Source organism: Rhizobium sp. Leaf371 (genome assembly GCF_001424045.1).
In the GTDB taxonomy this organism is placed as follows: Bacteria; Pseudomonadota; Alphaproteobacteria; order Rhizobiales; family Rhizobiaceae; genus Ferranicluibacter.
The window spans coordinates 264,616-284,769 of the sequence record NZ_LMQB01000012.1 but is presented as its reverse complement, the minus strand read 5'-3'; the positions used below and the strand labels follow the sequence as shown (position 1 = coordinate 284,769).

The 20,154-nt window shown below is 67.7% G+C and carries 25 protein-coding genes; 8 read left to right on the top strand and 17 right to left on the bottom strand.

The window, feature by feature from the left end; all coding sequences use genetic code 11:
• Positions 1-15: 15 nt before the first annotated feature.
• The 11 genes from ASG39_RS23250 to ASG39_RS09310 form a co-directional block, all read right to left on the bottom strand.
• Positions 16-240, bottom strand: a complete 225-nt coding sequence (locus ASG39_RS23250) for a rcc01693 family protein (protein WP_082477091.1) — start codon at positions 238-240, stop codon at positions 16-18.
• The gene (locus ASG39_RS09355) at positions 237-608 is read right to left on the bottom strand and encodes a gene transfer agent family protein (RefSeq protein ID WP_062594720.1); all 372 of its coding nucleotides are present in this window, start codon (positions 606-608) and stop codon (positions 237-239) included. Before ASG39_RS09355 ends, ASG39_RS23250 begins: the two co-directional genes overlap by 4 nt.
• Positions 608-1,015, bottom strand: coding sequence for a phage major tail protein, TP901-1 family (locus tag ASG39_RS09350; protein ID WP_062594719.1), 408 nt, complete (start codon positions 1,013-1,015; stop codon positions 608-610). The genes ASG39_RS09355 and ASG39_RS09350 overlap by 1 nt, the downstream gene beginning before the upstream one ends.
• A gap of 80 nt (positions 1,016-1,095) precedes the next feature.
• Positions 1,096-1,503 (bottom strand): DUF3168 domain-containing protein, encoded by a 408-nt coding sequence (locus tag ASG39_RS09345; protein ID WP_062594718.1) that lies wholly within the window; start codon positions 1,501-1,503, stop codon positions 1,096-1,098.
• On the bottom strand, positions 1,500-1,835 hold the full coding sequence (locus tag ASG39_RS09340; RefSeq protein WP_062594717.1) for a phage head closure protein: 336 nt from the start codon (positions 1,833-1,835) through the stop codon (positions 1,500-1,502). Before ASG39_RS09340 ends, ASG39_RS09345 begins: the two co-directional genes overlap by 4 nt.
• Positions 1,836-1,837: 2 nt before the next feature.
• Positions 1,838-2,407: a phage head-tail connector protein gene (locus ASG39_RS09335; RefSeq protein ID WP_062594716.1), complete on the bottom strand. Its 570-nt coding sequence runs from the start codon at positions 2,405-2,407 to the stop codon at positions 1,838-1,840.
• Between the two features lie 227 nt (positions 2,408-2,634).
• On the bottom strand, positions 2,635-3,903 hold the full coding sequence (locus tag ASG39_RS09330) for a phage major capsid protein (protein WP_062594715.1): 1,269 nt from the start codon (positions 3,901-3,903) through the stop codon (positions 2,635-2,637).
• The gene (locus ASG39_RS09325; protein WP_062594714.1) at positions 3,900-4,475 is read right to left on the bottom strand and encodes an HK97 family phage prohead protease; all 576 of its coding nucleotides are present in this window, start codon (positions 4,473-4,475) and stop codon (positions 3,900-3,902) included. Before ASG39_RS09325 ends, ASG39_RS09330 begins: the two co-directional genes overlap by 4 nt.
• Positions 4,476-4,559: 84 nt before the next feature.
• On the bottom strand, positions 4,560-4,868 hold the full coding sequence (locus ASG39_RS09320; protein ID WP_062594713.1) for a DUF6107 family protein: 309 nt from the start codon (positions 4,866-4,868) through the stop codon (positions 4,560-4,562).
• A gap of 67 nt (positions 4,869-4,935) precedes the next feature.
• Positions 4,936-6,123 carry a phage portal protein gene (locus tag ASG39_RS09315; RefSeq protein ID WP_244481194.1) on the bottom strand — a complete coding sequence of 396 codons (1,188 nt, stop codon included), beginning with the start codon at positions 6,121-6,123 and terminating at the stop codon, positions 4,936-4,938.
• Positions 6,120-6,782, bottom strand: a complete 663-nt coding sequence (locus tag ASG39_RS09310; RefSeq protein WP_062594712.1) for a hypothetical protein — start codon at positions 6,780-6,782, stop codon at positions 6,120-6,122. Before ASG39_RS09310 ends, ASG39_RS09315 begins: the two co-directional genes overlap by 4 nt.
• A 221-nt stretch (positions 6,783-7,003) precedes the next feature.
• Here ASG39_RS09310 and ASG39_RS23790 point away from each other — a divergent pair, with 221 nt between their 5' ends.
• Positions 7,004-7,168 carry a hypothetical protein gene (locus tag ASG39_RS23790; protein WP_156468088.1) on the top strand — a complete coding sequence of 55 codons (165 nt, stop codon included), beginning with the start codon at positions 7,004-7,006 and terminating at the stop codon, positions 7,166-7,168.
• A 525-nt stretch (positions 7,169-7,693) separates the two neighbouring features.
• Here the strand turns inward: ASG39_RS23790 and ASG39_RS09305 are convergent.
• The 3 genes from ASG39_RS09305 to ASG39_RS09295 form a co-directional block, all read right to left on the bottom strand.
• Positions 7,694-9,136 carry a terminase family protein gene (locus tag ASG39_RS09305; protein ID WP_244481193.1) on the bottom strand — a complete coding sequence of 481 codons (1,443 nt, stop codon included), beginning with the start codon at positions 9,134-9,136 and terminating at the stop codon, positions 7,694-7,696.
• A 196-nt stretch (positions 9,137-9,332) separates the two neighbouring features.
• On the bottom strand, positions 9,333-10,013 hold the full coding sequence (locus ASG39_RS09300; RefSeq protein ID WP_062594711.1) for a hypothetical protein: 681 nt from the start codon (positions 10,011-10,013) through the stop codon (positions 9,333-9,335).
• 167 nt (positions 10,014-10,180) lie between these two features.
• Positions 10,181-10,648 (bottom strand): YcgN family cysteine cluster protein, encoded by a 468-nt coding sequence (locus ASG39_RS09295; RefSeq protein ID WP_062594710.1) that lies wholly within the window; start codon positions 10,646-10,648, stop codon positions 10,181-10,183.
• Between the two features lie 391 nt (positions 10,649-11,039).
• On the opposite strand from ASG39_RS09295, the gene ASG39_RS09290 reads away from it, so the two are divergent.
• From ASG39_RS09290 to ASG39_RS09270, 5 genes are all read left to right on the top strand, one after another.
• The gene (locus ASG39_RS09290; RefSeq protein ID WP_062594939.1) at positions 11,040-13,178 is read left to right on the top strand and encodes a PBP1A family penicillin-binding protein; all 2,139 of its coding nucleotides are present in this window, start codon (positions 11,040-11,042) and stop codon (positions 13,176-13,178) included.
• A gap of 182 nt (positions 13,179-13,360) precedes the next feature.
• Positions 13,361-13,651, top strand: coding sequence for a hypothetical protein (locus ASG39_RS09285; RefSeq protein WP_062594709.1), 291 nt, complete (start codon positions 13,361-13,363; stop codon positions 13,649-13,651).
• 2 nt (positions 13,652-13,653) lie between these two features.
• A complete protein-coding gene (locus ASG39_RS09280; RefSeq protein ID WP_062594708.1) occupies positions 13,654-14,283 on the top strand; it encodes a PIN domain-containing protein in 630 nt (209 codons plus the stop codon).
• Between the two features lie 112 nt (positions 14,284-14,395).
• The gene (locus ASG39_RS24780; RefSeq protein WP_347360158.1) at positions 14,396-15,100 is read left to right on the top strand and encodes a DUF1214 domain-containing protein; all 705 of its coding nucleotides are present in this window, start codon (positions 14,396-14,398) and stop codon (positions 15,098-15,100) included.
• Complete coding sequence (locus ASG39_RS09270) at positions 15,093-15,638, top strand: hypothetical protein (protein WP_062594706.1); 546 nt, start codon at positions 15,093-15,095, stop codon at positions 15,636-15,638. Before ASG39_RS24780 ends, ASG39_RS09270 begins: the two co-directional genes overlap by 8 nt.
• A 90-nt stretch (positions 15,639-15,728) precedes the next feature.
• Here the strand turns inward: ASG39_RS09270 and ASG39_RS23785 are convergent, their stop codons facing one another.
• Both ASG39_RS23785 and ASG39_RS09260 read right to left on the bottom strand, forming a co-directional pair.
• Complete coding sequence (locus ASG39_RS23785; protein WP_132534048.1) at positions 15,729-15,929, bottom strand: hypothetical protein; 201 nt, start codon at positions 15,927-15,929, stop codon at positions 15,729-15,731.
• 460 nt (positions 15,930-16,389) lie between these two features.
• Positions 16,390-16,671, bottom strand: coding sequence for a hypothetical protein (locus ASG39_RS09260; RefSeq protein ID WP_062594704.1), 282 nt, complete (start codon positions 16,669-16,671; stop codon positions 16,390-16,392).
• Positions 16,672-17,160: 489 nt separating this feature from the next.
• Here ASG39_RS09260 and ASG39_RS09255 point away from each other — a divergent pair, with 489 nt between their 5' ends.
• The gene (locus ASG39_RS09255; protein WP_200943875.1) at positions 17,161-18,165 is read left to right on the top strand and encodes an SH3 domain-containing protein; all 1,005 of its coding nucleotides are present in this window, start codon (positions 17,161-17,163) and stop codon (positions 18,163-18,165) included.
• A gap of 492 nt (positions 18,166-18,657) precedes the next feature.
• Positions 18,658-19,725: a DUF2336 domain-containing protein gene (locus ASG39_RS09250; protein WP_156468087.1), complete on the top strand. Its 1,068-nt coding sequence runs from the start codon at positions 18,658-18,660 to the stop codon at positions 19,723-19,725.
• Positions 19,726-19,768: 43 nt separating this feature from the next.
• Here ASG39_RS09250 and ASG39_RS09245 read toward each other — a convergent pair whose 3' ends face one another.
• Positions 19,769-20,116 carry a DUF1491 family protein gene (locus ASG39_RS09245; RefSeq protein ID WP_062594702.1) on the bottom strand — a complete coding sequence of 116 codons (348 nt, stop codon included), beginning with the start codon at positions 20,114-20,116 and terminating at the stop codon, positions 19,769-19,771.
• Between the last annotated feature and the right edge of the window lie 38 nt (positions 20,117-20,154).

Here is a 20,154-nt window from a genome sequence, read left to right as displayed (position 1 = left end):
CGGTTTCTTCGGCCGTCACGCCGCATCGTCAGGAAATTGCCGCATCATCCGGGCGAGCCCCGCCCGGTCGGGCGCGCCCCCTCTGCCGGCCGAAAGGCCGAGCGCTGCCGCGAGCTCGCGCGGGGTCATCCGCCAGAAGTCGCGGGCCGGAAGCCGCAGGCGCGAAAGACCGGCCGCCATGACCGCCTCCCAGGGAAAGGGCGCCGGTGCCGCGCTTTCCTCGCCGCCTGCGGCCGTCAGGGGTCCGTTCCCGTCGGCGCCTCCGCCGCATCGCTGCCGAAGGCCGCGGACAGGAGGTCGCCCACCAGCCGCGCCAGTCCGCCCAGCCCGCCCTCGACGCTCATGCCGGCGACGTCCTCGTCGGAGACGAGGTTACCGCCGCCGCGCAGGCCCGCCCCGAGGAGGACGATCAGGTCCTCCGCCTTCAGCCCGCCCGCGGAAAAGCGCCGCGCCAGCCCCATGAGGCTGTCGGCGGCAAAGGCCGTCTCAAGCTCGGCCAAGCTGCCGAGCGTCAGGCAGAGGATGCGGCGTTCGCCGTCGATGACGGCCTCCACCTCGCCTCGGTGCCGGTTCGCGCGCCCGGCAGCGCCCCTGTCGCGCGGCCGCATCAGGCGACCGTGAAGGTCAGGGGGCCGGCCGATACCAGCGCCGCCTCGAATTGCACCTCGCCATTATACTGGCCGGTATAGGCGAGCGTCGTCAGCTGAAAGAGGCCGCTGACCGTGCCGAAATCCGGGATGATCACCTGCCAGGTGACGATCGCGCCGGAAAAGAACGTCGCGCGCACCAGCGCGTCGGAGGCCTGGTCCTTGAACAGGCCGGCGCCGGCGATCGAGGCCCGCTGCACGCCCGCCCCGCCCAGAAGCTCGCGCCAGCGTCCGCTGGACTCCGCGTCGGTCACGTCGACCGTTTCCGCATCGAATGCCAGCCGCTTGGACCGCAGCCCGGCCACGGTTACAAAGCCGCCGCCGGTCTCGATCTTCAACAGAATGTCCTTGCCCTTCTGCGCCACCATCGGCCGATCCCTTTCCCGTTTATTCTCTCGGTTGTTTCCCGTCCCACACGGCCCAGCCGCTCAGGCTCCAAGCTCCAGGCTCAGGCCACCGGCTCCGTCACGGCGCGAAACCGCATCGCCGCCACATGCCCCCGCGCCGCGCCGTCGCGCGCCGTGCGCGTGCCCTCGTGCCGCAGGTTCACCAGATGCTGGCCGGCCAGCGACAGGCCCGCATCGTGCAGCAGCGCCAGCACCCGCGCGGCGATCTCCTGCACCACGCGGTTGCCGCCCTCCGGCCCGCGCACCTCGATGGCAAGGTCGTGTTCCTCGCCCGGCTCGCTCGCCGTCGACCAGTCGCGGCTCTCGATACCGGCAAGGCGCAGATAGGGATGCGCCGGGCTTTCCAGCAGCCGGTCATGGATGCCGCCCGGCCCGAGCAGCGTCGAAAGCGCTGAATCCCCCGACAGCCTGGCGAAGACCGCGGTCTGCAGGGCATTGGCCGCGCTCATGACCGCGCCTCCCGGCAGCGGCAGACGAGGTAGCGTCGCGTCTCGTCCGGATCGAAGGCCGAGAGGATCGCGAACAGCCGCGTTCCCTTGCGAAAGCGCATGCCGGGCGCAATATCGGCACGGTGGCGGATCCAGACGTCGTGCTCGACATCCACCACCGTCTCGTCGCGCCGCTCCGCGATCAGCGCCACTCGCGGCTCGATCAGCGTCCAGAGCGCGCCGGCCGCCGCAAACGCGCGCGACGTGCCGCCCTGCCCGTCCGGCATGTCCACCGGCATTTCCAGTTCCATCCGCGCCGTCATGCGGCCGGGGTCGATCGTGTCTGTGCGCATGGTCAGAGCCTCATCCGGCGAAAGGGCGCGACCAGCCGGTCGTAGCCGGCCGGCACGTCGGCCGGCTGGTCGTCCGGCGCAACCGCGCCGCGATAGGCGTGCAGCAGTGCCAGATGCAGCAGCAGCGCCCGCTTTAGCGAGGCCGGCACCTCCGCCCCCGTCGTGCCGAAGCCCGCGGTGAAATCGATCTCGATGCCGTTCACCGCCCGCGCCGTCTCGGGTGCCGCCGGCAGGAACAGGCGCGGCGGAGATGCCCCGCCATCCAGCACGAAGCCGGTCATATCCGCCTCGAACGGCGCCCCCAGCGCGTCGTAACCCGTGATCGTCTCGATGCTGCGGATCGGCCCGCGCCCGATCTCCAGCACGCGGCCCTGCGGCCAGCGGTCGAGATAGAGCCGGAAGCTGCGGGCGATCAGCACGAGCCCGGTCGTGCGCTCCAGATGTTCGCGCACGGTGGTGATGAGGTCGGCGATCACAGGATCGTCGGCGGTATCGTCGATGCGCAGATGCGCCCGCGCTTCGGCAAGCGTCAACGGCTCGCCCACCGGCGGCGCCAGTTCGGCAATGGTCATGGATGTCTCCGGTCTCAAAAGGAAAGGGTGCCCAGAGCACGCCCCGACGAAGCCCCTTCGCTCCGCCTTGGGGGACAATGCTGCGATAAAAAGCCGTGCGTTCGAAGGGGTGTGCGCGACAGCGCCGTCGTCGCCACCCAGGCCCGCCGTCATTCCGGCATCGAGCCCCGAAAACGTCCGCCGACGGCCGGGCACGCACCCCGCCCGCCAATGCTACGTTCAACCGGTCAGTTGACCGCGAACTTCACCAGCTTGATCGCCTCGAAGTTCTGCACCCCGCCGCCGACGCGCTTGGTGGTGTAGAACAGCACGTAGGGCTTGGCGGAATAGGGATCGCGCAGGATGCGCACGCCCGTGCGGTCCACCACGAGATAGCCCGCCTGGAAATCGCCGAAGGCGATGGCCGTGCTGCCGGCGACCACATCCGGCATGTCCTCGGCCTCGGCCACGGGGAAGCCGAGCAGCGAGGCGGCCTGGCCGACCGTGGCCGGCGGCTGCCAGAGATAGTTGCCGTCGGCATCCTTGAACTTGCGGATATCGGCCTGCGTCCTGCGGTTCATCACGAAGCTCGCCTTCTGCCGGTGGCCGGCCTTCAGCGCGTAGATCGTGTCGATCAGCACGTCGGCGGGGCCGCTCGAGCGGAAGCCGTTGGCCGCGCCGGTGGCGATATAGCCGAGGCTGCCCCAGGCCCAGCCGGCTTCGGCGACCGACCCGTAGCTCAAAAATCCCCTCGGCTTGTTGATGCCGTCGCCGGTGACGAAGGCGGTGCCCTCCTGCTCGCTGAAGGCGATGTCCACCTCGTCGGCGATCCAGCCCTCGACGTCCACCGCCGCATCGTCCAGAAGCGCTGCGGTCGCCGCCGGCATGGCGTAGAGTTCCATGGTCGGAAAGGTCAGCTCGGAGAGCTGCGGCGTCGCGGTCTGCGGCCGCGCCGCGGTTTCCGAGACCCAGCCGGAGGCGAGACCCGAGACCGCGAACGGCTTCTTCAGCACGCTGCCCGAGACCTGCCGCACGGTCGACAGCGCGCGGATCGGCGAGATCACCTGCAGCCGGCGGCCGATTTCCGTGTCGGTCTGCGCCGGCACGAGGTAGCCGCCGTCGCTGGCCGAGCCGATCGAAAACGCTTTCTCCTCCAGCGCCCGCAGCGCGCCCTCGTCGCCCCGGCGGATATAGCTGTCGAAGGCCGCCTTGTGCTCGGCCGCCTCGAAGCTCATCGCCTCGGCCTTGCCGCCCAGCGCCGGGCGCGCCTTCGTGAGCAGCATCCGGTCGAGCGCCCGCTTCTGCTCGTCCATGCCGCGCGAGATCCGGTCCACCTTGTCGCGCGTGATCACGTCGGCGGAGAGCTTGCTCTCGATCTCGCCCAGCCGCTGGTCGTTGGCTTCCTTGAACACCTCGAAGGCGCCCATGAAGTCCTCGAAGGCCGAGGCCATCGTGTCCGGGATCGTCTTGATCTCGGGTGCCGTCTTCGACGGATTGGCTGTCTGTGTCTGGGTCATCTCAAGAAATCCTTTCGTTCCACCATCATCCGGGCCGCCCGCCGCATCGTGCGCACGAGCTCCGTTTCCCTGTCGCGGAAGAACCGCGCATGCTTGACGTTCGAGACCCGCGCCGATGGCAGCATCGGAAAGGTCACGACCGAAATTTCCCAAAGGTCGGCTTCGAGCACGCGGCGGATGCCGCTCTTGGCGTCGGTGCGCGCCTTCACCGTCTGGAAGCCGATGGACAGCCCGTCGAGCGCGCCGCCCTTCATCAGCTGATGCACCTCGCGGGCCCGCGCCACACCCTGGGAGAGCCGCCCCTCGACGAACAGCCCGCGCCCGTCCTCCCGGATCGTCGTCCAGGTGCCGATCGGCTCGTTCGGATCGTGCTGGAACAGCATCCGCACGCCGCCCGCGCCACGCTTTGCCAGCGAGTGCAGGAAGGCGCCGCGCTCGATCGTGTCCTTGCCGAGATCGATCTCGCCGAACACGCTGGCATAGCCCGAAAACCGCCCCTCTCCCGTCATCCCCGCCAGCGTCAACCCGGCAACCGCCGTCGTCCGCCGTACCGCATACCGGTCAGTCGCCATGGAATTCTCCCGATGCTGTGATGTGTTGAACCGACGTTCCGACCGGACCTCCGACCAGAAAACGACCGAAAATGCCCGCGTCCGCTATTTCTGCCCGTAGCGCCGCGAAATCCGCACGGCGGCGCCCAGGGCCCACCAGGCCAGAAGGCTCGCCGCCGCCGATCCGGTCAGGAGCACCTCGGCCCCGGAGACGCGCCCCGCAATCCCCAGCCGCTCGACCGCCCACAATCCCGTCGGCCCGCCGAACACCAGCCCGCAGACCGTCCCGGTCAGAAACCGCGACGCCGCCTCGTGCCGGCTTTTGGGCAGCAGATAGATGAGCGAAACGGCAGCCCCCGCCACCGCCCCGATTCCGCGCGCGATCCACAGTCCCGGATCTTCCGCCATCGCCATATCCTTCACCTCGTCCCGTTTCGCCCGCCAGTGTGCCAGCTTGCCCGCCGGTGCCCGACCGGCCGCCTCAATACCCCACCGCCGCCCGCTTCTCCGCGTCCGTCAGAAACCCGGCCGCCCCGACGCGGGACCAGAGTTCGCTGCGCTCGCCGGCCAGGCCGCTCACCTGGTCGAGATCGGCCGCCAGTTGCAGCGGCGTGTCGAAGCGGTCGGAGAGGAAGGCGGAGAGCGCCGTTGCCGTGCGGTTGATCAGCGGCAGCACGGTCAGGCGGTAGAAGGCCCGGTGGGCCTCCTGATAGTTCGCATAGGTGTTGTCGCCGGGAATGCCGAGCAGCATGGGCGGCACGCCGAAGGCGAGCGCGATGTCGCGCGCCGCGCCGTTCTTCGCCTCCACGAAATCCATGTCCTTCGGCGAAAGGCCCATCGCCTTCCAGTCGAGCCCGCCTTCCAGAAGCAGCGGCCGCCCGGCCCGCATCGGGCCGCTATAGCCCTCGTCCAGCTCGCTCTTCAGCCGGTCGTACTGGTCGGGCGAAAGGTTGCCGCCCTCCTTCGGCTGGTAGACCAGCGCGCCGGAGGGCCGGGCCGAATTGTCGAGCAGCGCCTTGTTCCAGGTCGCCGCCGCATTGGACAGGTCGAGCGCCGTCTGGGCGGCCGCCAGCGGCGGGAACCCCAGATGATCGTCGAGCGGGTGAAACAGCTTCAGGTGCAGCAGCCCGGAGCCTGCGGGATAGCGCCGCACCGCGCCGCCGGCACGATATTCATAGCCCTCCGGCCATCCGTCCCGCCCTTCGAGCACGCGCACCCGGTCGGGCCGCAACAGATGCAGCTCGCGCGTTTCCGCGCCGATCGCCACCGCCTCGATAAAGGCATTGCCCGAGAGCAGCAGGTGGCCATAGAGCGTCTCGAGAAAATCCGCCGCCGCCATCTGGGCGTTCGGCCGCGCCAGCAGGTGCCGCACCGGATGGTCGGTCACCTCGCGCCCGTCGCGATAGACGAGCAACGGCACGGCGGCGGAGGCTTCCGCGATCATCCGCACGGTGCGATAGGCCACCGGATTGCGCAGAAACCCCTCCCGCGCCAGCGCGGCATAGGATCGCCCCGTCCAGTGCGCCCGCCCCTCCTGCGCGATCGCCACGAACCCGGCCGCCTTGTTTTCGCGCCCGGGCTCTCTCGTCTCAGGCTCTCTCGTCTCCCGCTTTTCCAAGGACGTCCCGGCGGCGAACCCGGGCATTTTCAGGCCAAACGGCATCTTCATGACAGGACGATCCTTCTGATGGAGGAGAAACCCGCGGCGTCCAGCGCCGCATGATAGGCCCGGCCATAGGCCGCGATCTCCACGGCCCGGTCCCGGCCGTTGATGATCTTTCGCGCCCCGACCCAGTCGGTGCGGCCGGTGCCGAACACATCGGCCAGCGACACGCCGGTAAAGGCGCCCGTCTCCATGCCGACGAACAGGATCTCGACGGCCGTCGCACCGTCCATGGCGCGGTCGGGATCGGCGATAAGGTCGATGCCGACGAGACCGGACAGGTTTTCGTAGTTGCGCCGGTGCGTCAGCTGCACCAGCCCGCGGCCGAGCCAGGACTTGCCCTCCGCATCGCGCCGCCAATAGGGCGTGCGCACCGACGGCAGCTGCCCGCGGGCAAAGGCCCGGTCCAGCCGGGCGATAGCCTGTCCGTCGCTCATTGCCAGGGTCTCGCGCACAGGCTGCATTTTCTGCCCGGTTTCGTGGTGCGCGGTCGCCAGGAGATAGGCGAGCCAGCGCGGATCATACGGTGCTGCACGCGCCTGCGCGCTCGTCCCGGCCCGCTCCGCCTGGTCGAGGATCGCGCCGATCCCCGCCACCTGCCCGCTCGTCAGCCGCCCGGAAAAGAGCGTCCTGCGGATCCTGTCGAAGAACATCGCCCGGTCCATGCGGTCACCTCCTCGTGCTGCGGCGCACACGGACGCCCGGTTGTCATAAAAATGTCGAGATTCAATCGATTTAGAAGAATTAAATCGTTTAAATCCCTTAAACCACTGATTTACTTTTCGTTTAGCATCTGCCAGCGTAAGCCCATCGGGCGGGACCGGCCACTTATGGTCGCATTTTAAACAATCGAACCAGTTTCAAACCTTCGGGATGGAGAGACGGCATGACCTCGACAGAGAAGACGCAGACCACCGTTCGCGAAACCATCCCGCCGCATCTCTTCAGCCGGATCGAAAACGAGTGGCAGCAGATGCGCTCCGTCGCCGTGGCCACGCCGCGCACGGACGACCGCTCCGCCGCCGCAGAGGTGTCCATCGCCCGCGGCTGACGCAGCCTCGCGCTGCAGATATCTGCGGAACCATTCCGACCCATGTGCGTTTTTGTCGCACTCAACCGTCGCGTTAAGGAGAGACCATGACCGTGAAGACGATTTCCCAGAGCCTTTTCGACCGCTTCGAAAACGAATGGCGCCAGATCCGCACCTCCAGCACCACCCCCGCCAAGCCGGCACCGGCCAGCGCGAAGTAGTCGACCGAGGTCGATCACAAGGTTTGAAGAAGGCGCACAGGTTGCGCCTTTTTCCGTTGACGCACCTGTCACCTCCGTCCACCCCTCATCCGGCGTGGCCCTGCCTCGTCCCTCACCTGCAATAATCCCATCCGCCCTGCATCCGGCTGTCGGCACCGCCTCCCCGCACGCGGGACGAAAGGAGATGTGGCAAAGCGCTCGCTCCAGGTCCCTTCTCCCCGCCGGCGGGGAGAAGGTCGCGGCAGCGGGATGAGGGGCCGCCACAGAGAACAACCGCGCCGTCATCGCCAGCACCACGCGCCACGCGTAACCACCCGCACCCCCATCACACCATCCGCAGCCGCGGCTCTCCGCCGCCCTCCAGCATCAGGGCCGTCAGCGCCCAGACGAGCGCGTCCAGCCGGTCCGGCGAGCGGCCCGAGGACAGTCCGTCGGCGCCGAAATCGCACATCTGGTCCTCGAGTGCGGGAAAGGTCCCCGCATGCACCACGCGGCCCTGCTCGTAGAGTGCGGCCACCGGTTCGGCGCGCAGCCATTTGCCGCGGCTGGCGCGAACATTGGTGATCGGCAGGCGCGCGTCGATGCCGCGCAGCACGGCGGCCACCATGTCGCCGCCCTGGTTGATCTCGGCGACGATCCGGTCGGCGTCGAAGCGGCGGAAGGCGCGCACCACGGCGGCGGCCCAGGTGGCCGGGCTTGCGCCCTCCACCGAGCAATCCGCCAGCACCACGGCCCGGCCGCGCCCGTCGAGGCCGGCCACCACGATGCCGCAGCAGCTGTCGGCACCGGCGCCGGCCGGCGGATCGACCGCCACGACGATGCGGCCGAGCGGCCCCGTCTCCCGGAGCGAACCGGTATCGCGCAGCGTCAGCGCCTCGATGGCCGCCCGGTTCCACAGCGCGTCTTCCCGGTCGGCGATCATCTCGCCGTCGAGTTCCTGCCGCCCGAGCCGCGTGCCGCCATAGCGGCCGTCCATCGCCTTCAGGAAGCCCGGCGCCAGATTGCCGGCATTGTCGGCCGTGCGGATGCGGCGCAGCACCGTTGCCGGGTCGGCGGCCAGCGCCTTCAGCATGGGGATCGGCCGCGGCGTCGTCGTCACCAGAATGCGCGGGTCGGCCCCCAGCCGCAGCGCGAACTGCAGCATGTCGAAGGTCGCCTGGGCATGCTTCCATTTTCCCAGCTCGTCGCACCAGGCATAGTCGAATTGCGGCCCGCGCAGGCTTTCGGGATCTTCCGAGGAGAAGATCTGGGCGATCGTGCCGTTCGGCCAGACCAACCGCCGGCGCGAGACCTCGAACTCCGGGCGATGCCGCGTCGCCACCCGGCAGATGCCGGAGACGCCGTCGATCATCACCTCGCGCGCGTCACCCAGCGTTTCCGCCACCAGCGCGATCCGGAGACCCGGCCGGGCGCCGGGGGCGGTCGCCAGATCGTGCACCCAGTGCGATCCCGCCCGCGTCTTGCCGGAGCCGCGGCCGCCCATCAGCAGCCAGACACGCCAGTCGCCGGGCGGCGGCCGCTGCTCGGCCCGTCCCGTCAGCCGCCAATCGGAGGCGAGCCGCGAGAGAAGCACCGGCGAGAGATCCCCGGCGGTGGCCGCGAGCCAGGCCGCAAACCCCTCGGGCTGCGGCCGGCCGTCGCCGTCCGTCATCGTCTCCGTTCGCGCATCCGCCACGGGACGCACGCGCCGCGCCGCGATATCCGCGCGCACCGCATCCCGCACCGCGTCGCGCACCGCATCGGCGGACCGGATAACCGGGGCTGACATCGCTGGCCTGTCCCCATCCGAAGCGGCAGCGCCGTGCGCCATTCTCTGCCCCATGCCGCCCAGTCGTCCCAGAGAGCCCGTCAATCGTTCCTCGACCCGCGCCACGCCCACCTCAAGATCCGCAACGATCATCTCAAACAGCGCTGCGTGCGCCGCGTCGATCCGACGCCGCCGCATGGCGGCCGCGACAGAACGCTCATCCGTAGGGTGCGAGGGGATTGCCAGCTCGGCAGACGGCGGGCACGGAACCGTCGCCAGCCAGAGCGGCAGCGCCTGCGACAGATCCGCCCTCAAGCCGCCCATCTCGGCCAGTTCCATCTCGGCCAGCCCCCTCTCGGCCAGTTCCGTCTCCGGCCTCCCGGCCGCGCGCGCCATCGGCCTGCGCCGGAATGCTGTCCCGCTCCCGGAAACGCTCGACAGCGCGCTGCTCGATGACAGCCTCCAGTTTGACGAGAAGAGAGTGATAGCCGGCATCGTCCAGTGTCTCCGCGTCCCGCCGTTCCCGGTCCTGCGCCAGCGTCCGCTGCAGGCTGTCGATCTTTTCGAGCGTGCGCACGATCAGCGACATCGCCTCGATCGAGGCCTTGGCATCGGCCTGGGCGACCTTGCGGTCGATCTCCTCGCCGGCTTCCGCCGTCTGGCGCTCGGCCTGCCGGCGCAGCATCTGGAACATCTGCATCTGCTCGCGCAGTTCCCGCGTCATGCCGTTCAGCATGTCCACCAGCGCCTCGCCGGCGGGAATATCGGCGGCCTTCCGGTCGAGAATCAGCCGGATCTCGTCATCGGACGGGTCCGCATCCACAGTCAGCGCCCCGTCATAGACGCAGCGCGCCGGCCACGCGCCAAACAGCGCCGGATCTGCCTGTCCGTCGATCATCGCATCGTCCTGTCGTCAGATCGTTTGGAGAAGAGGGAGGTTCAGAAATGCAAAAAGCCGGCTGCGCCCCGGCGGCCCCGCCGCACCCGCACATCTCCGACCATACACAAAACCTACCCGAGGACCGTCACGCCGTCAAGGACTATTTTCCTATATCGGGAAAATAATCAGCTCTTCTCGCCGGAATTGCCATCCATCGGCCAGTCGGCCAGGTAATCCTCGAAATCGTCGATATCGACATCGTCCTCGCTGACGGTGCGGCCGCGGGCGGAGATGCCGGCGGCGTGCACGGTTTCCGGGTCGCCGGACACCAGCGGGTGCCACCAGTAGAGGTCCTCGCCGTCGCGCACGAGTCGATAGCCGCAGGTGGGGGGCAGCCAGGGGAGGTCGCGCACCTGCTGCGGCGTCAGCTGAATACAGTCCGGCACCGTCGCCTGCCGGTTGGGATAGTCGCGACAGCGGCAGGTGTCGCCGTCGAGCAGGGTGCAGCGGATCGAGGTCCAGGCGATCTCGCCCGTGTCCCAGTCCTCGAGCTTGTTGAGACAACAGAGGCCGCAGCCGTCGCAGAGGCTTTCCCACTCCGCGCCGTCCATCGTCTCCAGTGTCTTGGTCTTCCAGAAAGGCACGTCGCCCATCGATCCGTCCTGCCGTTCTGTCCTGCCTTCGTTACACCGTCCGTCTATACCCGGGGGCCTCCCGGCGCTAGGCCTGCCGGTGTCCACATGTAAGCGGACATTTCCAGATTTTTAAGGCTGTTCCGACATATCCTCATTTCCGTGAAGGCTGCCCCGTGGCAGTATGGCGCCATCCCGCGCGAAAAAAGCCTGCTTTGCCCGGCAGCCTGTGCGATATCGAAACATCGCGCGAGATTGAGGACGGTCCGAAGCGTTGACAAGCCCGAGCGACGACATTCCCGACACGGCCCCGCGCCCGGCCTCCCCGGACGACGCCCCGCCCGTTTCGCCGTCAGAAGCCCTCTCTAGCGCCGCCGCGCCCTCTCCGCCGGACCGTCCGAAGAAGCGCCATATCCTGCTGCGCATCGATGCCTTCATCGATTCGACCGTCTGGCATGCCGGTTTCCGCCTTGCGGAATGGTGGGAGGACGTCACCATCTTCTTCCGCCGTTTCCGCGTGCGCGGCTGGAAGCGCGTCGTGTTCGAACTGATGGGCGAAGGCATGACCTGGGGCACGGTCGGGGCGGTCCTGCTTCTGGCGCTCGCCCTTCCCGCCTTCCAAGAAACCAAGGGCAACTGGCTGGCGCAGAGCGATTTCGCCGTCACCTTCCTCGATCGCTACGGCAACGAGATCGGCCATCGCGGCATCATCCACGAGGACAGCGTTCCCGTGGACGAGCTGCCGGACACGCTGGTCAAAGCCGTGCTCGCCACCGAGGACCGGCGCTTCTTCGATCATTGGGGCATCGATTTTCTCGGCCTCGCCCGGGCGATGACCGTGAACGCGCGCGCCGGCGGCGTCGTCCAGGGCGGCTCGACGCTGACGCAGCAGCTTGCCAAGAATCTGTTCCTCTCGAACGAGCGCACTTTCGAGCGCAAGATCAAGGAAGCCTTCCTGTCCGTCTGGCTGGAGTGCAACCTGTCGAAGAAGGAAATCCTGCGCCTCTACCTCGACCGCGCCTATATGGGCGGCGGCACGTTTGGCGCGGCGGCGGCGTCGCAATTCTATTTCGGCAAGGCCATCACCGACATCAATCTGGCGGAAAGCGCCATGCTCGCCGGCCTGTTCAAGGCCCCGGCCCGCTATGCGCCGCATGTCAACCTGCCCGCCGCCCGCGCGCGGGCGAACGAAGTGCTGACCAATCTCGTCCAGGGCGGGCTGATGACCGAGGGCCAGGTGGTCGCCGCCCGTCTGCACCCGGCATCCGTGGTCGATCGCGCCGAGGTCACCGCGCCCGATTTCTTCCTCGACTGGGCCTTCGACGAGGTCCAGCGCATCGCCGCCCCCTTCGCGCAACACTCGCTCATCGTGCGCACCACCATCGACATGAGCCTGCAGCAGGCGGCGGAAGATGCGATCGAATCGAGCCTGCGCCAGTATGGCGAAAGCTACCGCGTCGCCCAGGGCGCGCTGGTGATGATCGAGAACGGCGGCGCCGTGCGCGCCATGGTCGGCGGGCGCGATTACGGCGAGAGCCAGTTCAACCGCGCCACCAAGGCGCTCCGCCAGCCGGGCTCCTCCTTCAAGGCCTATACCTATGCCGCCGCCATGGAAAAGGGCATGACGCCGGAGACCGTGATCAGCGATGCGCCGATCACCTGGGGCCGCTGGTCGCCGCAGAATTACGGCCGCAGCTTCTCCGGCAAGGTCACGCTGCTCAATGCCATCGCCCGCTCCATCAACACGGTGCCGGTGCGGCTGGCCAAGGACACGCTCGGCATTCCGCGCATCGTCGCGCTCGCCAAGGCCTTCGGCGTGGAAACGCCGATCCGGCCCGACAAGACCATTCCGCTCGGCACCTCCGAACTCACCGTCATGGACCAGGCGACCGGCTATGCCGTCTTCCCGGCCGGCGGCCTGCAGGCGCGCCGCCACGGCCTCAGCCAGATCCTGAACTATGACGGCGACGTGCTCTATGATTTCAACCGCGACGCCCCGCCGGCAGAGCGCGTGCTCAGCGAAAAGGCCACGGCCTCGATGAACTACATGCTGACGCAGATCCCGATCATCGGCACGGCGCGCAAGGCCGCCCTCGACAACGGCGTCGTGGCCGGCGGCAAGACGGGCACCACCCAGTCCTATCGCGATGCCTGGTTCGTCGGCTTCACCGGCGATTATACCGCCGCCGTCTGGTTTGGAAACGACGACTATACCTCGACCAACAACATGACCGGCGGCTCCCTGCCCGCCATGGCCTTCAAGCGGCTGATGGATTACGCCGAACAGGGCATCGACCACCGCGCGATCCCCGGCATCGCCCCGCCGCCGGCCCCCTCCAAAAACGACAAGCCGGCCGCCGCCGTCGCCAAGACCGACGAAAACGCCCTGCCGCCCCTCGTGCGCCCCCGCATGCTCTCCGGCGACGTCACCCGCCTCCTGAAGGCGCTCGGCACCCGCTTCGAAACCACCCCGCCCCTCGACATCCCCCCCGCCACCCCCGGAAAAGTCGCGAGCGCCACCCCCAAACCCGCTGCCGCCGCCAGCAATTGATGCGGGGCCGATGTCGAGACGTCGGCCTTCCCGACGGTGCCGCGCATCTCCACGCCCGTTGTCGGTCCATGGCCGATCGGCTATATAGAAACGGTGTATGTCTATAGGAGCGTGCGGTGTCCTCCACGGTTTCGGCAAATGTCGACGGCAGAACGGCCACGAAATTGAAGCGGGTGGCATTGATGGAAAACAGGTCCGTCTCGAATGCGGTGTCCAGCGCGATCACCGTCTTCGTCGGGCTTCCCAAGGGCGTGCGGGATTTCCTGCTCGAGCTGAACGCCGAGAACGATGAGGACACCATCGTCCGGCTCGGCCGCGAAATGATGGCCGCCGCGGCGCGGCTCCGGCTCGAGAAGGCCACGGACGCCCTTGCCTCCGAGCACCGGTTCGGCGGACCGGACGACGCGTCCAGCGAGATCGACATCATGGAGGAGGCAACGGTTCTCGCCCGTGCTGCGACACACCGGACGTAATCGTGAACCGTCCCGTCCGCGTCGTCCTGGATGTCAACATTCTCGTGGGCAACATCATGGCCCACGACCGTGGCCGCAGGGGCACGGCAACGCAGACCCTGGTGTCGATGGTCGCCGGCCAGACCTGGGGCCTTACTTGGGGCATGGGTGGCAGGGCGCAGCTGGTCATCTCGCTCGATATGATCGAAACTTTGGAAACGGTGCTGCGCCGCCTGCAGTTTGCCGACGACAAGATCAAGGCATATTCCGGATCCCTGATCGACATCATGCACTACGGCCCGGACGCGCTGGATCCCTATCTCGTTCTGGGCGGAGAAGAGCGCTTCGCCATGCCGGATGCGGAGGATGCCGGCGTGCTGGCGACCGCCATCGCCGCGAAAGCCGATCTTCTCGTGACCGACAACCTGCGCGACTTCGCAACCAAGGATGCCGCCATCATCGACACGCAGGTGATCGAGACAACCGCGTCGGGCCAGAGAACTCTTCAGGCGCTGCGGTATCGGATCGGCGGCGCGGATCTCATCGTCGCGCATCCGTTCGATATCATGCACTGGATGCGCCTTGGCTATGATTTTACCCCGGAGATCCTGTGGAACGCCCTTCGCACACATGGAAGCGGAAGCGTGCGATGACGGTTGACAACAGCCCGATGTCGCGGCTTCGGTGCCACCTGCGCGGCACGTCCGCGCAAACCGCCCCACCCGCACCCCTTATGCCCGAAAGCCGCCAGTCCTGATGTTTCGCGTGCCCTTTCTCGTTGCACTCACCCTCTGCGTCGCCTTTGGCGGCGGCATTGCCGTGAGCAATTTCGCGCTGAAGGCGTCCACCGGTTTCGGGTCGATCCAGCTCGGGCCCTGGGTCGCCTATCCCAATGCCCAGACCGCCGATACCGACCCCTATGCCAAGGCCCACCGGGCGCGCGCCGGGCGGCTGCTCTATGGCAAGGCCGAGGGCATGCGGTTTACCGCCGACACCGACGATGCCGGCCGGCCGCTGTCGGGCACCTGCCGCTACGATATCGTCGGCAACACCCCGCCTGCCCGTTTCTGGACCCTGTTTGCGACCGACCGGTCCGACCGGCCGCTGACCGCGTCGGAAACGCTGCCGGTCGCGCTCAATGCCTGGACCGTGCTGCGCGAGGCCGATACCTCCTTCGTCATCCATGTCGCGCCGGATGCCCAGCCGGACAACTGGCTGGCGATCACGCCGCCGGACGATCCGCGCCGCGCCGCCTCCACCGCCGCCGCCTATGATGCCGCCAGCGCGCTGAACGGCACCAATACGCCCGCCATCAAGCCCGCCACAACGCTTGCCGGCCCTCCCGCCGTCCCGCCGGTCGGCCGGTTCCGCCTTGTGCTGACGCTTCTCGATGCGCCGACCGCCAATTCCTCGGGCGCCATCGAGCTGGTCATGCCGGCCATCGTCCAGCGGGGATGCGGCGATGCGTAGCCTTCTCTATGCGCTTCTCGTGGGTGTGATCGGTGCCGCCCTGCTGCACATCGTCATCATTCTGGCTCTGCCGCGCTTCACGGCGGAGGATGCCTATAGCCGGGTGCTCGGGCTCTATGAAATGGACAGCTTTTTCCCGCTCACCTCGGCGCCGGGGCCGACCGGCCTGTCGAACGACGACCCCTATCTGCGCGTCGCGGTCTGCGGTTTTTCGGTGCTGGGCGGACCGGTGCGCTTCACCGCGGCGGGCGACGTGCCGTTCTGGTCGCTGGCGATCTATGATTCCGGCTCGAACGAGATCTTCAGCATGAGCAATGCCACCGCGGTCGACAACCGCGTCGATGTCGTCGCGGCGACGCCGCTGCAGCTCGTGGAGCTGCGCAAGCAGCCGGCCGACACGATCGGGCAGACCATCACGGTGGAGATGCCGGACGACGAAGGCTATGCCGTGCTGCGGGCGCTCGCCCCGCTCGGCAGCTACGAGGCCGCCGCCAGCCGCTTCCTCGCGGAAGCCGGGTGCGAACCCCTGTCGCGGTGAGGCGACTGTCGCAGTGCGGCAACTATGAAGATCAGGCGAGACCGTTCCGCGCGATGGTGACATCGACCGCGCAAACGCCATCGCAAATCATCAATGTTTGTGGGTCGAACCGTTCAGCGGCTTGACGGCCGAGGCTTTGGGGTGGGGGCCGGTCGTGGCCGGGGCGCCGTCCATGCGCTCGTAGCGAATGCCGGTGAAGAGCAGGATCGTTGCGTCCTGCCGGGCCCCGTCCGGGGTCATCTTGCGGCCGCCGCGATGCTGGCGGTCCTGAAGTCTGATAACATCTGCCATTCTCGTCTCCAATGATCTGGATGAGACGGATGAACTTGAAACAGATCTCATCCTGCCCTCGTCGGGCTGACGCTTCACCACACCTTCGGGGTTCCCTTTCGGGACACCTTTTGGGGTGGACATGAGCGCCGTTCTCGTTGCTCCTTCTTCCGGATGATCCCGGATGTATTTCGGCTCGAATTGCAGGGCCGGCTCGGCATTTTCGACGCGTCGTCCCGCGTGATGATTGGGCCATAGCTTCGTTAACATGGCCTTAACCGTGGAAGCCCCAAACCTAGCGATGGAAAACATCAGAGAAACCTGCCGCTTACCCGTTGAAACCCGTGATTCGCATGAAATGAAGTGAAAGCCTGTCGCCATGGCAGCGGAAAACACCGCTGTTTTCCAGTCGCAGACAGCCGCAGCGCCCTTTCGGACGATGCGGCTGCAGGCTTTATAGGTTTTATGACGGACGATCGCGTCAGCGGCGGGCGAGAAGGCCCAGCACGAACGAGACGCCGGCAATGGTCAGAAGCGTGGTCACCGGCTCTTCGCGAACGCGGTCGCGCAGGCGCTCGGTCAGCACTTCGGCTTCCGACTGCACCACGGCCTTCGCGCCGCTGCCGATCGCCGAGACCGAGTCGGTCAGACGGGCGATTTCGGCGCGCAGATCGGAAATCTGGCTGTCGAGTTCGCTCTTGGCGACGCTGGCTTCGACTTCGGCTTCTGCGCTGGAAACGGTGGCGAATTTCTTATCGATCATTGTCCGGGGCTCCTGTTCGAACTGCCCCGTAAACGGCCGACCCGCGCTTTTGTTCCCGCCCGTGTTCCTGCACGCCAGCGCCACCCCGATATCGAGGGCCGATCCTTTTTCCCGTCCGCCATCGTTCAGGAACCGTTCAGGCCGGCGGACCTAGGAACAAAACAGGCGGAAAATCTTTTCTGCTTCGCCCGACGCTCGCGTGGCGGTGCGCATTCGTGACGTGATCTGGTTTGCAGGCGCAGGAAGAATACGCGTTTGGCGGTCTTTTCCGCGCGACGTTGCCCACCTCCTCTCCTTGGCGATTGCCAACGGAGAAGAGCGGGGCCAACGGAGAAGCGCGGAGGGAGACCGCCGCAAACCTTGGACCGCGGACGGAGCCGCCATCATACGGACGCGTTTCGAACATGTTACTTGCCTATCGCCGCCGGCCTGATCTGCCCTTTTTCCGGTGCAGACCGCGCGCCGGAGAGCTCACTGGAGGACCCTGAAGTGTATTCCGTCAAATCCATCCTGTCCGGCATCGCGCTGGCCGCCACGCTGCTGACGCCGGTCGCGGCCAGCGCTGCGGAGGGCTTCGCCACCGCCAATGTCAACATGCGCTCCGGCCCGAGCACCCGTTACCCCGCCGTCGTGGTCATCCCCGTCGGCGCGCCCATCGAAATCCACGGCTGCCTGGCCGATGCCAACTGGTGCGACGTGTCCTTCGCCCGCGGCCGCGGCTGGGTCTCCGGCACCTATGTGCAGGCCGAGTATCAGAGCAACCGCGTCTATGTGGCGCCGCGCTACTACCGCCCGCTCGGCATTCCCACCGTCACCTTCGAACTCGGCAATTACTGGGATCGCAACTACCGCAACCGCGACTTCTACCGCGACCGCGAATACTGGCGCGGCGGCCAGGGCCGCTACGATCGCGACCGGGATCGGGATCGGGATCGCCCGCGTTTCGACCGGGATCGTGACCAGGACCGGGATCGGGATCGCAACCGGGACCAGGTCGAACGCGAACGCGACCGCGTCGAGCGGGATCGGTTCCGCATCGAGCAGGACCGCAACCAGATCGAGCGCGATCGGAACCGGGATCGCGACCGGGAACGTTTCGAGCGCCAGCGCGAACGCGACCGTCAGCGCTTCGACGACAACAACAACGGTGCCTCCGACAGGGACCGGGACCGCGAACGCGACCGTCGCCGCTTCGATCGGGATGGCGACGGCAACCGCGATCGCCCGCAGTTCGAGCGTCGGGACAATGACCGTCGGGACAATGATCGTCGCGACAACGAGCGCCGGGACAACGAGCGTCGGGACAATGATCGCCGGGATAACCAGCGGCAGGAAAACCAGCGGCAGGACAACGACCGGCGCGACAACGACCGGCAGAACATGGAACGCCGGGACAACGACCGCCGCGGCACCAACGGCCTCAACGAGGACCGCCGCAACGATCGCCGCGAGCGTCGCGCCTGCGACGTCAACGATCCCAGCTGCGTGCTCTAAGCGCGCGGTCCGAGCGAGCTGACAGAGACGTGAGAGAGACGGGCGGCGCCTGACACAGGCGCCGCCCGAACTGTTTCGACGGTTCCCGGCAGGCGGTCGCCTCCGACATCAGCCGCAACGCGCGTCGCCCGCCTCATCTCCGCCTGCAACCGCCACGACAGGGCGGTCCCGCCTTGCGCGCGGCCTGCCCCGATCCGGGGCGCCCTTAAGCCGATGTTAACCACGTCGTCATAATCTCCCTCTCATGGCGCGCTCCTTGCCATCGCTGCGACACCTGTCTCCGTCATTCCGAGAGACTTCAACGCTTTGTTCGGAGACGTTCGGAAGATGCGTGAGCGGAAACCGGCGGCGGGAGGGTGCGATCGAGACGTCCGGTGGGGATTGCCCTGCTTCAGGATTGCGTCAGTGTTTTGCGTATGAGGTGGACGTGTGGCGGACCGTTTTCGTGAATTGGAAAGACCTCGGAATGGCCGCGTCAAAGACGCGGTGCTGATGGCCACGGTGTCGAGCTTCGAGGGGCTTCGCCAGCCGCGCGCCTCCGACCTCAAGCAGTTCTGCGAGCTGTTCGAGCCGCTGTTTGCCGCCTCCAGCGACGAGGCGCGCCGCCAGGCCGCTGCCGCGCTCGCCAGAAGCCCCAATGTCCCCCCGTCCGTCGCGCTGCAGATCGGCAGCGCGCCTATCGCCATCGCCGCGCTGTTCCTCACGCGCGCCATGGCGATCGACGAGCGCGTTCTCCTCGACATCATCCGCAACCAGAGCCCCGCACACGCCAACACCATCGCCCGCCGCGACAAGCTGAGCGTGCGCGTCGTCGATGCCCTTGTCGAACGGCGCGACAGTGCGCCCGGCCGCGACGCGTCCGCCAGACAGGCCGAAACGCCGGAAACAGACGTCACCGGAACCGAAACCCTTTCGATCCAAACCCTTGCGACCGACGCTCGGGCCGAGGCTGCGGCCACCGCGACGCGGGAGCGCGAGGAGCGGCTGCGGGCCGAGCTGAAAGCGCTTACCCGGACCGTCGGCCAGCCCTTGCAGGCGCCGGCCGCCCCGCCCCGCCGTCCGCTCCTGTCGCTCGATGCCACGCATGAGGCGCTGCTCGTGCGCTTCTCGCGCTCGGGCGAGGTCAATCTTTTCGCCGCCACCCTGTCGCATGCGCTCGACTGCTCCGCCGTGTTCGGGGAGCGCCTCGTGCTCGACGTCTCCGGCTGGCAGCTGGCCGTCACCCTGTCGGCGCTCGGCACCGAGCGGGCGGAGATGGTGCGCATGCTGACCAGGCTCTATCCCTATCTGTCCGAAAGAAGCGGTGCGGCAACGCGCTGCGACGCGCTGCTCGACGGCATCGATCCGATTGAAGCGCGCAACCGCGTCGAAGGCTGGATCGCCGCGGACGCCGCGCGCCGCGACGGTGGACAGCGCCATGCCCCGGTGCTCGGCCCGGAGCGCGCCGAAGACCCGCGCCAGCCCACGAGTTACCCCACGAGTTACCCGGCCCCCGCCAACCAGACGCAGCAGGTCGTCTCCACCTTCTACCGCCGCACTCTCCATCGCGGCGCGCGCTGACGCCCGGCGTCAGGGCTCAGGGATCTGGCTTAAGGGATTGGGCTCAGGAATCGGGCTGGCTCGTTTCGAAGAGATCGGAGACATCGGACGTCTCCAGCTCCACCACCCAGCAGTCGGGATCGAACCGGATCTCGCGGGCGAGGGCGGCGTCGATGGCCTCCGGATCGGCCGAGGACAGCCGGCGCTCGAACAGCCGGCCGCCCTCCTCCTGCGCCGTCACGAGGCTTTGCGGTGCCGGGCCGAACAGGGTCTCGACCCCGTCGCGGGCGCGCTGGCGGAGGAAGATCGCGCCGGCCGCCTCGGCCCCCTTGCGCAGCACGGCCGCGGTGTCGCCGCGCGAAAACACGCGGCGGGTGATGGCGGAAACGAAGACGTCGGAGCGAAGGCGCATGGCCCTTCCTACAGCGGTCGCGCAACGGCGTCTATCGC

What these genes read in the sequence shown, in the direction of transcription:
- ASG39_RS09355 (WP_062594720.1), bottom strand. Translation starts at nt 608, where the DNA reads ATGCGGCCGCGCGACAGGGGCGCTGCCGGGCGCGCGAACCGGCACCGA.
- ASG39_RS09350 (WP_062594719.1), bottom strand. Translation starts at nt 1,015, where the DNA reads ATGGTGGCGCAGAAGGGCAAGGACATTCTGTTGAAGATCGAGACCGGC.
- ASG39_RS09345 (WP_062594718.1), bottom strand. Translation starts at nt 1,503, where the DNA reads ATGAGCGCGGCCAATGCCCTGCAGACCGCGGTCTTCGCCAGGCTGTCG.
- ASG39_RS09340 (WP_062594717.1), bottom strand. Translation starts at nt 1,835, where the DNA reads ATGCGCACAGACACGATCGACCCCGGCCGCATGACGGCGCGGATGGAA.
- ASG39_RS09335 (WP_062594716.1), bottom strand. Translation starts at nt 2,407, where the DNA reads ATGACCATTGCCGAACTGGCGCCGCCGGTGGGCGAGCCGTTGACGCTT.
- ASG39_RS09330 (WP_062594715.1), bottom strand. Translation starts at nt 3,903, where the DNA reads ATGACCCAGACACAGACAGCCAATCCGTCGAAGACGGCACCCGAGATC.
- ASG39_RS09325 (WP_062594714.1), bottom strand. Translation starts at nt 4,475, where the DNA reads ATGGCGACTGACCGGTATGCGGTACGGCGGACGACGGCGGTTGCCGGG.
- ASG39_RS09320 (WP_062594713.1), bottom strand. Translation starts at nt 4,868, where the DNA reads ATGGCGATGGCGGAAGATCCGGGACTGTGGATCGCGCGCGGAATCGGG.
- ASG39_RS09315 (WP_244481194.1), bottom strand. Translation starts at nt 6,123, where the DNA reads ATGAAGATGCCGTTTGGCCTGAAAATGCCCGGGTTCGCCGCCGGGACG.
- ASG39_RS09310 (WP_062594712.1), bottom strand. Translation starts at nt 6,782, where the DNA reads ATGGACCGGGCGATGTTCTTCGACAGGATCCGCAGGACGCTCTTTTCC.
- ASG39_RS23790 (WP_156468088.1), top strand. Translation starts at nt 7,004, where the DNA reads ATGACCTCGACAGAGAAGACGCAGACCACCGTTCGCGAAACCATCCCG.
- ASG39_RS09305 (WP_244481193.1), bottom strand. Translation starts at nt 9,136, where the DNA reads ATGTCAGCCCCGGTTATCCGGTCCGCCGATGCGGTGCGCGACGCGGTG.
- ASG39_RS09300 (WP_062594711.1), bottom strand. Translation starts at nt 10,013, where the DNA reads ATGATCGACGGACAGGCAGATCCGGCGCTGTTTGGCGCGTGGCCGGCG.
- ASG39_RS09295 (WP_062594710.1), bottom strand. Translation starts at nt 10,648, where the DNA reads ATGGGCGACGTGCCTTTCTGGAAGACCAAGACACTGGAGACGATGGAC.
- ASG39_RS09285 (WP_062594709.1), top strand. Translation starts at nt 13,361, where the DNA reads ATGGAAAACAGGTCCGTCTCGAATGCGGTGTCCAGCGCGATCACCGTC.
- ASG39_RS09270 (WP_062594706.1), top strand. Translation starts at nt 15,093, where the DNA reads ATGCGTAGCCTTCTCTATGCGCTTCTCGTGGGTGTGATCGGTGCCGCC.
- ASG39_RS23785 (WP_132534048.1), bottom strand. Translation starts at nt 15,929, where the DNA reads ATGGCAGATGTTATCAGACTTCAGGACCGCCAGCATCGCGGCGGCCGC.
- ASG39_RS09260 (WP_062594704.1), bottom strand. Translation starts at nt 16,671, where the DNA reads ATGATCGATAAGAAATTCGCCACCGTTTCCAGCGCAGAAGCCGAAGTC.
- ASG39_RS09250 (WP_156468087.1), top strand. Translation starts at nt 18,658, where the DNA reads ATGGCCACGGTGTCGAGCTTCGAGGGGCTTCGCCAGCCGCGCGCCTCC.
- ASG39_RS09245 (WP_062594702.1), bottom strand. Translation starts at nt 20,116, where the DNA reads ATGCGCCTTCGCTCCGACGTCTTCGTTTCCGCCATCACCCGCCGCGTG.